Origin of the sequence: Mycobacterium sp. 4D054 (assembly GCF_052245755.1) — a bacterium.
GTDB lineage: Bacteria > Actinomycetota > Actinomycetes > Mycobacteriales > Mycobacteriaceae > Mycobacterium.
Genome location: NZ_JBQQCF010000053.1, coordinates 26,604 through 36,148, shown reverse-complemented (window position 1 = coordinate 36,148; position 9,545 = coordinate 26,604). Strand labels below are relative to the sequence as shown.

Sequence of the window (9,545 nt, the reverse complement as noted above, 5' to 3'; positions counted from 1 at the left end):
ATTCCTTTGCTCGAGTGACTTTGGTCGGTCTCTCGAAGAATCACGCGATGACCCTCAATCAGTCGGCTACGACACGCCGGTACCGCTGATCAGGTCCGACTCGTACACCACTCTGCTGGACGCAACCCTATCGATGCACTGTTTCCACGGCAGCGTGCAGCGGTCTACTGGCGTAAGACTGGCTGCGCGGACGTGTATCTGTACTCCAAACATTGGCCGTGCCTGTTTCCTCAACACGGCCCCGGCCGCAAGCACCACCGGAAGATCGCGCTCGAGCGGTGCAGCAGGAGATCGTCGACCGCGAGACCGAGGAGTTCGTCATGGGGCTGATCCACAGCGACGGCTGCCGCGTCGTCGCCAACGACCGCGGCGTGCTCAGTGTCCGGTACCACTTCAGCAACCGGTCCGAGGACATCATCGGACTCTTCACTGCTGCGCTCGACAGACTGGGCATCACCTGGCGGCGGTCGGACAAGTACACCGTCTCGATTTACCGCAAAGCCGCGACGGCCCGCATGGACGAGTTCATCGGACCCAAGGATGTCGCGGTACCGTTGAACGGTGTCCACTACACGGCGTAGGAGGCCGGCGCTCATCCTGTTGATGGTCGCCGCCGCCGCGGGCTGCCTCGCCCTGGCGTGGTGGCAATGGACCCGCTACGAGTCGACATCGGGCAGCTTCCAGAATCTCGGCTACGCGTTGCAGTGGCCGTTGTTCGCGGGGTTCTGCGTGTACGCATACTTCAAATTCGTCCGCTACGAGCAGGCCCCACCCGAGCCGCACCCGAGCGATACCGTCACCGAGATTCCCGCCGGCCTGCTGCCCGAGCGTCCGAAGGCGTCGAGCGGGGCAGATGACGACGCGACATTGCGCGAGTACAACGCCTACCTGGCAGAGTTGGCGAAAGCCGATGCCGAAGACCAGACGCAGCAGACAAGAGGAACCGGTACGTGACCGCACCCGAATCCCCCACGCCCATCGTCCCCGTCGAGGCCATCCGTAAGGCCCTCACCGGATACCGTGTCCTGGCCTGGGCCACCGGTCTCTGGCTGATCGCGCTCTGCTACGAGATGGTGATGAAGTACGCATTCAACGACGACTCGCTGGGCTGGATCGCGGTGGTCCACGGCTGGGTGTACTTCGTCTACCTGCTGTTCACCGCGAACCTCGCCGTGAAGGTGCGCTGGCCGATCGCCAAGACCGTCGGCATCCTGCTCGCCGGCACCGTCCCGCTCGTCGGCATCATTGTCGAGCACTTCCAGACCCAGAACATCAAGGCACAGTTCGGTCTCTGACCGGCGTTTGCCCACGCATCGATAGCTACACTCGATGCGGTGTCAGCCAGCCCCGGCGTGCGCTGTGGCGCCGCCCCGGCGGGCCGGCATCACCACGCGTCGTCCCGCGATCCTGCCCTCACCGGTCTGCGTGCGGTCGCGGCATTGCTGGTCGTCAGCACGCACGCGGCGTTCGCGACCGGCTACCTCACGCACGGCTACCTCGGCGCCATGTACGGGCGCCTGGAGATCGGCGTCGCGATCTTCTTCGTGCTGTCGGGTTTCCTGCTGTTCCGGCCCTGGGTGCGCGCGGCCGCCGACCGTCGGCCCCCGCCCTCGCTGCGCCGCTACGCCCGAAACCGGTGGCGCCGCATCGTGCCCGCCTACGTGGTCACGGTGGTCGCGGTCTTCGAGATCTATACCGTGTTCGCGCCGGGCCCCAACCCCGGGCAGACCTGGCAGGGGTTGCTGCGCTATGTGACCTTCACCCAGATCTACAGCGATGACTATCTGGTGACGCTGCTGCATCCCGGGCTGTCGCAAATGTGGAGTCTGGCCGTCGAGGCGTCGTTCTACCTCGCGCTCCCGGCGCTGGCGTACCTGGTGCTGCGGATCCTCGGCCGCGGGCAGTGGCGACCCGCGCGGACGCTCGCCGGACTCGCACTGCTCGCGGCGGTGACACCGGTGTGGCTGGCGGTGGTCACGGTCACCGACGTCCTGCCGAACTCGGCGGGGATGTGGTTGCCGGCGCATCTGGCCTGGTTCGCCGGAGGAATGGCGCTGGCGGTGCTGGAGGCGATCGGCGCGCGCTGCGCCGCGATCGTCGCGATACCTGTCGCGTTCGTGTTGTTCCTGCTGGTGTCGACGTCGCTCGGGGGCACGCTGTCGGGACCTGATCCGGCCTCGGCGCCGATCGTGAGGTCCATGCTGTACGCGGTGATCGCGACGCGGGTCGTGGCGCCGGTCGCGCTCGGCCATCATGACTCCTACGCGCGGGTGCTGGCCGGCAGGCCGATGGTGTGGCTCGGTGAGATCTCCTACGAGATCTTCCTGGTCCACGTCGTGGTGATGGCACTGACAATGCATCTGGTGCTGGGCTGGCCGCTGTTCACCGGGTCGATGCCCGGCTTGTTCGCGGCGACGCTGGCGCTGACCATCCCGGTGGCCTGGCTGCTGCACCGGGTCACCCGGCCTCAGACCAGAGAACGCAGCGACGGCAGCAGCGCGGCCAGTGCACGGCCGCGGTGCGACGCCGCGTCCTTCTCCGCGGGGCTCAGCTCGGCCGCGGTCCTCGCCGAACCGGCGGGAAGGAATACCGGGTCGTAACCGAACCCTCCGTCGCCGCGCGGCTCCCGGACGATGCTGCCGCGCCACTCGCCGCGCACCACTACCGACTCGTTCTTCCCGGGACCGGAGACCAGCGCGCACGCCGACACGAACGCCGCGCCACGGCGCTCCTCGGGTACGTCGGCGAGCTGACCGAGCAGCAGTGCAGTATTGGCCGGATCGTCGCCGTGTCGTCCCGACCAGCGCGCGCTGAGCACGCCCGGCATCCCGTTGAGCGCGTCGACCTCCAGCCCGGAATCGTCGGCGACCGCGGGTATGCCGGTCGCGGCGAATGCGTCCCGCGCCTTGGCCAACGCGTTCTCCTCGAACGTCGCCCCGGTTTCTGGTGCCTCGTCGAACGCCACGACATCATCGAGCGACAACAGAGTCAGCTCCACACCGGCGCCGTCGAGCACGCGGCGCAGCTCGGCGAGCTTCTTGGGGTTGCGGGAGGCGACCAGGACCCGAGGCACCCGGGTCAGCTTCCGAACGCCTTCTTCGAGGGACCGGACTCCGGCAGCACTCCCGGATAGGGCTGCTCGAGCGCGCTGCGCTGGATCGCGAACAGCTGATCGCAGGCCACCATCGCGACATCGAGCATCTTGTCCAGCGTCGACCGCGGGAACGTCGCGCCCTCACCTGTGCCCTGGATCTCCACAAGCGTGCCGGTGTCGGTGGCGACGACATTCATGTCGACCTCGGCGCGCGAATCCTCGGTGTAGGGCAGGTCGACGCGGATGCGGCCGTCCACCACCCCGACACTGACCGCGGCGATCGCGCAGGACAGCGGCCGCGGATCGGGCAGCTTGCCTGCGGCGGCCAGGTAGGTGACGGCATCCGACAGCGCGACGTATGCGCCGGTGATGGCTGCGGTGCGGGTGCCGCCGTCGGCCTGCAACACGTCGCAGTCGATCGCGATGGTGTTCTCGCCGAGCGCGGCCAGGTCGATGCAGGCGCGCAGGGATCGGCCGACCAGCCGGCTGATCTCCTGCGTGCGGCCACCCACTCGTCCCTTCACCGACTCGCGATCGGAACGCTCATGCGTCGCGGCGGGCAGCATGGCGTACTCGGCGGTCAGCCAGCCCTGCCCGGAACCCTTGCGCCAGCGCGGCACCCCCTCGGTGACGCTGGCCGTGCACATCACTCGGGTGTCTCCGAACTCGACCAGCACCGAACCGGCGGGATGGTTGGTGAAACCCCGGGTGATGGTGACCGGGCGCAATTCGTCGTCGAGTCGACCGTCTTCTCGTCTGGACACGGGCCAACCCTAGCCGGACGCTCCGATCAGGAGCGCGCGACCTCGAAGGTCTCGTTGGAGACCACCGCGTGCACTGGGCCGTCGAACTCCGCCTTGGCCTCGCTGATCACGTCCTCGCGCGACGTCCACGGCGGAATGTGGGTGAGCAGGAGTTCGGACACACCGGCGCGGGCCGCCGCGCGGCCGGCTTCGGCGCCGGACAGGTGCAGCCGCGGCGGACGGTCCGGCGAGTCGGTCCAGGACGCCTCGCACAGGAACACGTCGGCGCCGCGGGCCAGGTCGATCAGCGCATCGCAGTAACCGGTGTCGCCGCTGTAGACCAGCGTCGCACCGGACAGATCAGTGATACGCATGCCGTAGGACTCCGTCGGGTGGCAGACCAGGCGCGGCAGCACGGTCAGCGCGCCGATATCCACGGCCTGGTTGTCGACCCAGTGCCGGATCTCGAAGATGTCGCTGAAGTCGTCGATCTCGCCGCCCTCGGGCGACGACGCCGCACCGAGGCGGGCCCAGGTGTTGGCGGGGCCGTAGACGAAGCCGCGTTCCTGCGCCGGCGTCGGGTGATAGCGCCGCCAGACGAACAATCCGGGCAAATCCAGACAGTGGTCGGCATGCAGATGTGACAGCAACACGTGGACGGCGTTCGGATCCGCGTGACGCTGCAGCGCTCCGAGGACACCGCCACCGAAATCGAGAACCAACGGCGGCGTGTCGGGCGCGGTGACGAGATATCCCGACGCGGGCGAATCAGGACCGACCACACTGCCGGAGCAACCGAGTACGGTGATTCGCACGCTCACTAGCTTGCCATGCCCGGGATCGCCATGACGAAAACATCGCCGCTTTGGGCGACGAACGTCATGTTCGGGCGCCGGCGTGACGCTGAACAGGCCGGACCCCGTCAAGGCTGGGACCGAGGAACCGTGTCGCCAGCGCGGTGAACGCGCCCGGGTCCCCGGTCGCTTCGAATTGCCGGCGCGGACCCACCGCCGGGTCGACCGGATGCGGTTTCAGCAACTCCTGCTCGGTCAGCACGCGCAGCAGATCCTTGGCGGTCTCCTCGGCGCTGGACACCAGCGTGACGTGGTCGCCCATCGCCAGCTGGATCAGACCCGACAGCATCGGATAGTGCGTGCAGCCGAGCACCAGCGTGTCGACCCCGGCCCGCTGCAGCGGCTCCAGGTATCCCTCGGCGAGACCGAGCACCTGACGTCCGCTGGTCACCCCCCGCTCGACGAAGTCGACGAAGCGGGGGCAGGCCACCCCGAACACCTCGATGTCGCGGGCCGCCGCGAAGGTGTCCTGGTAGGCGCCCGACGCGATGGTCGCTGCCGTGCCGATGACTCCGATCCGGCCGTTGCGGGTGGTGGCGACCGCGCGCCGCACCGCGGGCAGGATCACCTCGACCACCGGGATCGGCGCGTAGCGTTCCCGTGCGTCACGCAGGCACGCCGAGGACGCCGAGTTGCAGGCGATCACCAGCGCCTTGACGCCCCGCGCGGCGAGGTCGTCGCCGACGGCCAGCGCATGGGCGCGGATCTCGGGGATGGTCAGCGGTCCGTACGGTCCGTTGCCGGTGTCGCCGATGTAGATGATGTCCTCGTCGGGCAGCTGGTCGATCACCGCGCGGGCGACCGTGAGGCCTCCCACCCCGGAGTCGAAGATCCCTATCGGCGCCTGCTGTGACGTCATCGGGTCGGATACAGCGGAGCCGGGCCGGGCCTGCGGGACTGACGCGCCCGGCGTTCGGGACCGGACAGCAGGTAGGCCGCCAGCACGCCGGCGGCCGCGCCGCACAGGTGCCCCTGCCAGGAGACGCCGAAGGTGCCGGGCAGCACGCCGAGCAGGATGCTGCCGTAGATGAACAGCACCACCACCCCGACCACGATCTCCCACACGTTGCGCGTGAAGAAGCCGAACACGATCAGAAAGGTCAGCCATCCGAAGATCAGGCCGGACGCGCCGATGTGGTTGGTCTCGACGACCATTCCGTTGTAGGTGGGGGCGCCGACGTTGCCGATCAGCCAGGTGCCGATACCGCCGACGATCCAGACGATCGCGGTGGCATACACAAACCGCGACAGACCGGCCAGGGTCATCAGGAAGCCGAGCACCAGCGCCGGGCCGGTGTTGGCCATCAGATGCTCCCAGTTGGAGTGCAGCAGCGGGGCGAACAGGATGCCGGTCAACCCGTCGGTCTCCAGCGGGCGAATCCCGTTGCTGTCCAAGCGGTGTCCGGTCAACGAATCGAACAGCTCGATGACCCAGAGCAGCACGACGAACGACACGACGGTGAGCCCGCCGACCACCCACGCGGGCCGCTTCTTCGGCTCCGCGGGGAGAGCGGGGTATCCACCGGTTCCCGTCACGCCCAAAGCTGCCCTTCCAACGCGTCCTCCGCGTCGTCCAGGCTACCGGCGTAGGCACCGGTGGACAGATACTTCCAGCCGGCGTCACAGACGGTGAATGCGATGTCGGCGCGCTCCCCGGCCTTGACCGCCGTGGCCGCCATGCCCAGCGCCGCGTGCAGGATCGCACCGGTGGAGATGCCGGCGAAGATTCCCTCGGTCTGCACCAGTTCCCGGGTGCGGCGCACGGCGTCATAGGCGCCCACCGCGAAGCGGGTGGTCAGCACATCGGGGTCGTACAGTTCCGGGATGAAGCCCTCGTCGATGTTGCGCAGCGCGTACACACCTTCGCCGTAGCGGGGTTCGGCGGCGACGATCTGCACCCCTGGCACGTGTTCACGAAGGAACCGGCCGGTGCCCATCAGCGTGCCCGTCGTGCCCAGGCCACCGACGAAGTGGGTGATCTCGGGCAGATCGGCCAGCAGCTCAGGCCCGGTGCCGTCGTAGTGCGCGGCCGCGTTGGACGGGTTGCCGTACTGGTAGAGCATCACCCACGAAGGGTGTTCGGCCGCAAGCTCTTTGGCGTGCGCCACCGCGGTGTTGGAGCCACCCTCGGCCGGCGAGTAGATGATCCGTGCGCCGTAGAGCTCGAGCAGTTGCCGCCGCTCGATCGACGTGTTCTCCGGCATCACGCAGACCATCTGGTAGCCCTTCAGCAACGCCGCCATGGCCAGTGAGATCCCGGTGTTGCCGCTCGTCGGTTCCAGGATCGTGGCCCCGGGCGTGAGCCGGCCTTCGCGTTCGGCGTCCTCGATCATCCGCAGCGCCGGCCGGTCTTTGATCGAACCTGTCGGGTTGCGGTCCTCAAGTTTGGCCCACAGCCGCACGTGGGGCGAACCGTCCCAGGCCGGCGAGAGCCGCTGCAGCCCGACCAGCGGCGTGCCCCCCAGCGCTTCGAGCAGCGAGTTGTAACGGGTCATCGGGCCGGCTCAACCTCCCGCGACGGCGGGCAGGATGGTGACCGAGTCACCGTCGGAGATCGCCGTGTCCAGACCGCCGGAGAAACGCACGTCCTCGTCGTTGACGTAGATGTTGACGAAGCGGTGCAGCTTGCCGTTATCGACGAGCCGTTCCGAGATGCCGGAGTAGTTCGCCTCGAGGTCGGCGATCACGGCCTGCAGGGTGTCCCCTGAGGCGGAGACGCGCTTCTCGCCGCCGGTGTGGGTGCGCAGGATCGTGGGGATGGACACAGAGATGGCCATGGAAGGACTCCTTCGGGTTGTCTTCAGTACTGCTCGACGATGGTGACGGGCTCTTCGGCGACGACGCCGTCCACAATGCGGTAGCTGCGCAACTCGTGGCGGTCGGGGTCGCGGGTGGACACCAGGACGTAGTGGGCGTCGGGTTCGGACGCGTAGGAGATGTCGGTCCGGCTCGGGTAGGCCTCGGTGGCGGTGTGCGAGTGGTAAATCACCACGGGAACCTCGTCCGCCTGCTCCATGGCGCGCCACACCTTGAGTTGCTCACCGGAGTCGAACCGGTAGAACGTCGGCGAGCGCTCCGCGTTGACCATCGCGATGAACCGCTCAGGACGATCGGAACCCTCGGGGCCCGCGATGACGCCGCAGGCTTCGTCGGGATGATCGGCGCGGGCGTGGCTGACCATGGCCTCGACCAGGTCAGCACGGATCGTCAGCACGCGGCTCTTCCTTTCACTCGAACGCTCCCGGTCACTCGAACGCTCCCGGCAACACATGACGGTAGGTCGGTATTCCGGCGAGCGCGTCGGCGGCCAGCACCCCGACCAACACCGCGCGGGCCAGCACCTCGGCCGCGGCGGCGCCGACCGCAGTGACCAGCGGGAGCTCCGGGGTCATCGACGCCGGCGTCGTCGGGTCGGGATTCACCTCCACCGCGCCGGTGGCCAGCGCGAACACCGTGTCACCGTCCAGCGGGGTGTGGCACGGGTTGATGGTGCGGGCCAGCCCGTCCTGAGCCGCCACCGCAACCCGGCGGCAGGCCGCCTTGCTCAGCGCCGCGTCGGTCGCGACCACGGCGATGGTGGTGTTGAGCGGACTCAGCTCGCCGTGGCGGTCGGCGTAGGCCGCCAGTTCGTTCTCGGGCGGGGCGACGAGCCCGAAGTGCTCGACGTGGGCGGCCAGCCAGGGCAGCCCGGTGGCGGGGTCGACGACATCGCCCGCGGAGTTGACCACGACGAGCGCGCCGACGGTCACGCCGGATTCCAGGGTGACGGACGCCGTACCGACGCCACCCTTGAGGACTCCGGCGCGCGCACCGACGCCGGCGCCCACGGTTCCGATCCCCACCTCGGTGCCCGCCGCGGCGGCGGCCCGATAGCCGAAGCCCGCGTCGGGTCGGCACCGCCAACCTCCGACCGGGAGGTCGAAGATCACCGCGGACGGCACGATCGGGACCACGCCGCCGTCGAGAGCCACACCGCGGTTCTGCTCCTCCAGCCAGGTCATCACGCCGTCGGCGGCGGCGAGTCCGAACGCACTCCCTCCGGTCAGCACCACCGCGTCGACGTGCCGCACCGAGTTGCTCGGATCGAGCAGATCGGTCTCTCGGGTACCCGGCGCCCCACCCCGGCCGTCGACGGCGCCGACCGTGCCCGGCGGGGTGAGCACCACGGTGGTGCCGGTCGCCCAGCCCGAGCCCAGCTGCGCGTCCTCGTCGATCCGGTGATGGTGCCCCACGCGGATACCCCCGACGTCGGTGATCGATCCGCTCATCTAGCGGGACCGATCCATCAGGCAGATCACCAGGTACTCCTGCAACACCGTCAGCCACTGGTACACGTCGAGGTGACCGGCCATCGGATGGTCGGCGGGCAACCGGTCGGGGATGTCGGAACCGACGTCGAGCATGGTTCCGAGCGCCAGCCGCACGTCGTTGACCGCCGACGCCCACGCCTGCGCGTCGGCCTCGGACAACTCGAGTTTGCCGCCACCGGCGGGAACGGTGTCCAGCAGGCGTTGCGCCGCTTCGCGTTTGGCCTCGATGATGGCGGGCTCGTGCAGGCTGCGCAGTGCGCTGTTGAGGCTTTCCGCGGCACCCGATCCGGCCGGGTGGTCGGTGGCCGGCCGGTAGAAGTCCGGCAGCAGCCTCTTGAGCGTATCGTCTTGCGGCGGAACGGAATTGCCGGTCCTGATTCCGGTGATCTCGGCGAGTTCGTCGACCGGGGCGGACGCTTCCCGGGTGTCGAGCATGCCCAGCAGCGAGGTGACCAGACTACTCAGCAGCTCGGCCTCGTGTGCGGCCAGCGCCGACCGGAACCGCGGGCCGTCGGCGCCCTCGACCCGCTTCCATTTACGCACA

The 9,545-nt window shown here is 68.7% G+C and carries 13 protein-coding genes and 1 pseudogene; 4 read left to right on the top strand and 10 right to left on the bottom strand.

Going from position 1 to position 9,545, the window contains the following annotated elements:
- Nucleotides 1-278 precede the first annotated feature (278 nt).
- The 4 genes and pseudogenes from ACTWP6_RS25910 to ACTWP6_RS25895 all read left to right on the top strand — a co-directional run.
- The gene (locus ACTWP6_RS25910) at nucleotides 279-581 is read left to right on the top strand and encodes a hypothetical protein (RefSeq protein WP_260754588.1); all 303 of its coding nucleotides are present in this window, start codon (nucleotides 279-281) and stop codon (nucleotides 579-581) included.
- A complete protein-coding gene (locus tag ACTWP6_RS25905) occupies nucleotides 562-954 on the top strand; it encodes a hypothetical protein (RefSeq protein ID WP_260754589.1) in 393 nt (130 codons plus the stop codon). Before ACTWP6_RS25910 ends, ACTWP6_RS25905 begins: the two co-directional genes overlap by 20 nt.
- Entirely contained in the window at nucleotides 951-1,295 is a 345-nt protein-coding gene (locus ACTWP6_RS25900; protein WP_260754590.1) for a DUF3817 domain-containing protein, read from the top strand. Before ACTWP6_RS25905 ends, ACTWP6_RS25900 begins: the two co-directional genes overlap by 4 nt.
- Nucleotides 1,296-1,334: 39 nt before the next feature.
- Nucleotides 1,335-2,471: pseudogene (locus ACTWP6_RS25895) on the top strand (acyltransferase family protein); the annotation flags it as partial.
- Here ACTWP6_RS25895 and rdgB read toward each other — a convergent pair.
- The 10 genes from rdgB to aosR are packed head-to-tail and all read right to left on the bottom strand — an operon-like array spanning nucleotide 2,468 to nucleotide 9,544.
- Nucleotides 2,468-3,073 carry an RdgB/HAM1 family non-canonical purine NTP pyrophosphatase gene (gene rdgB / locus ACTWP6_RS25890; protein ID WP_443189173.1) on the bottom strand — a complete coding sequence of 202 codons (606 nt, stop codon included), beginning with the start codon at nucleotides 3,071-3,073 and terminating at the stop codon, nucleotides 2,468-2,470. The pseudogene ACTWP6_RS25895 and the gene rdgB overlap by 4 nt on opposite strands.
- Before the next feature lie 5 nt (nucleotides 3,074-3,078).
- Nucleotides 3,079-3,858 carry a ribonuclease PH gene (gene rph, locus ACTWP6_RS25885; protein WP_260754591.1) on the bottom strand — a complete coding sequence of 260 codons (780 nt, stop codon included), beginning with the start codon at nucleotides 3,856-3,858 and terminating at the stop codon, nucleotides 3,079-3,081.
- A gap of 26 nt (nucleotides 3,859-3,884) precedes the next feature.
- Complete coding sequence (locus ACTWP6_RS25880; RefSeq protein ID WP_443189172.1) at nucleotides 3,885-4,658, bottom strand: cyclic nucleotide-degrading phosphodiesterase; 774 nt, start codon at nucleotides 4,656-4,658, stop codon at nucleotides 3,885-3,887.
- Nucleotides 4,659-4,716: 58 nt separating this feature from the next.
- On the bottom strand, nucleotides 4,717-5,550 hold the full coding sequence (murI, locus tag ACTWP6_RS25875) for a glutamate racemase (RefSeq protein WP_260754593.1): 834 nt from the start codon (nucleotides 5,548-5,550) through the stop codon (nucleotides 4,717-4,719).
- On the bottom strand, nucleotides 5,547-6,233 hold the full coding sequence (locus tag ACTWP6_RS25870) for a rhomboid family intramembrane serine protease (protein WP_260754594.1): 687 nt from the start codon (nucleotides 6,231-6,233) through the stop codon (nucleotides 5,547-5,549). Before ACTWP6_RS25870 ends, murI begins: the two co-directional genes overlap by 4 nt.
- Nucleotides 6,224-7,186: a PLP-dependent cysteine synthase family protein gene (locus tag ACTWP6_RS25865; protein ID WP_260754595.1), complete on the bottom strand. Its 963-nt coding sequence runs from the start codon at nucleotides 7,184-7,186 to the stop codon at nucleotides 6,224-6,226. Before ACTWP6_RS25865 ends, ACTWP6_RS25870 begins: the two co-directional genes overlap by 10 nt.
- A gap of 9 nt (nucleotides 7,187-7,195) precedes the next feature.
- The gene (locus ACTWP6_RS25860) at nucleotides 7,196-7,468 is read right to left on the bottom strand and encodes a MoaD/ThiS family protein (protein WP_260754596.1); all 273 of its coding nucleotides are present in this window, start codon (nucleotides 7,466-7,468) and stop codon (nucleotides 7,196-7,198) included.
- 23 nt (nucleotides 7,469-7,491) lie between these two features.
- Complete coding sequence (locus ACTWP6_RS25855) at nucleotides 7,492-7,962, bottom strand: Mov34/MPN/PAD-1 family protein (protein WP_396884600.1); 471 nt, start codon at nucleotides 7,960-7,962, stop codon at nucleotides 7,492-7,494.
- Nucleotides 7,937-8,959 (bottom strand): P1 family peptidase, encoded by a 1,023-nt coding sequence (locus ACTWP6_RS25850; protein WP_260754597.1) that lies wholly within the window; start codon nucleotides 8,957-8,959, stop codon nucleotides 7,937-7,939. The genes ACTWP6_RS25855 and ACTWP6_RS25850 overlap by 26 nt, the downstream gene beginning before the upstream one ends.
- On the bottom strand, nucleotides 8,960-9,544 hold the full coding sequence (gene aosR / locus ACTWP6_RS25845) for an oxidative stress transcriptional regulator AosR (protein ID WP_260754598.1): 585 nt from the start codon (nucleotides 9,542-9,544) through the stop codon (nucleotides 8,960-8,962).
- Nucleotide 9,545 lies beyond the last annotated feature (1 nt).